At 67.0% G+C, this 349-nt stretch carries 1 protein-coding gene; it reads right to left on the bottom strand.

The genetic code is table 11. From position 1 onward, the window contains the following. A partial coding sequence (locus F2P45_RS34785; RefSeq protein ID WP_308613964.1) for a CocE/NonD family hydrolase occupies positions 1-349 on the bottom strand: 349 nt, incomplete at both ends.

Raw genomic sequence — 349 nt, 5'->3', positions numbered from 1 at the left:
CGACGGCGCTGGTGTTGAGCGGGCCGCGCAAGGGGCGCGTCATCACGTAGTCGCCTTCGGAGCCGTACTTGCCGCGCACATCCTGGTACACGCGGATGTAGCCGTTGGCCACATAGCCGTCGTCGCCTTCGGCCAGCATCGAGGCCATGTGCGGGCTCACATTGCGCTCGCTGCGCTTGGCCGCGTTATAGGGCGTGCGCGACAGGATCATCGGCGCGCGCGTCGCGCCCTTGGGAATGGTGATCACGGTGTGCAGCCTGACGCCGTCGCGCATCGGAATCATCACGATGCGCTTGACGTAGTCGGCGCCGTGAGCGGGCATCTCGAACGGGGTGGCGACGATGTCCGG

Origin of the sequence: Massilia mucilaginosa (genome assembly GCF_011682145.1) — a bacterium.
Taxonomy (GTDB): Bacteria; Pseudomonadota; Gammaproteobacteria; order Burkholderiales; family Burkholderiaceae_D; genus Telluria_A; species Telluria_A mucilaginosa.
This window is presented reverse-complemented; position numbering and strand designations above follow the sequence as displayed.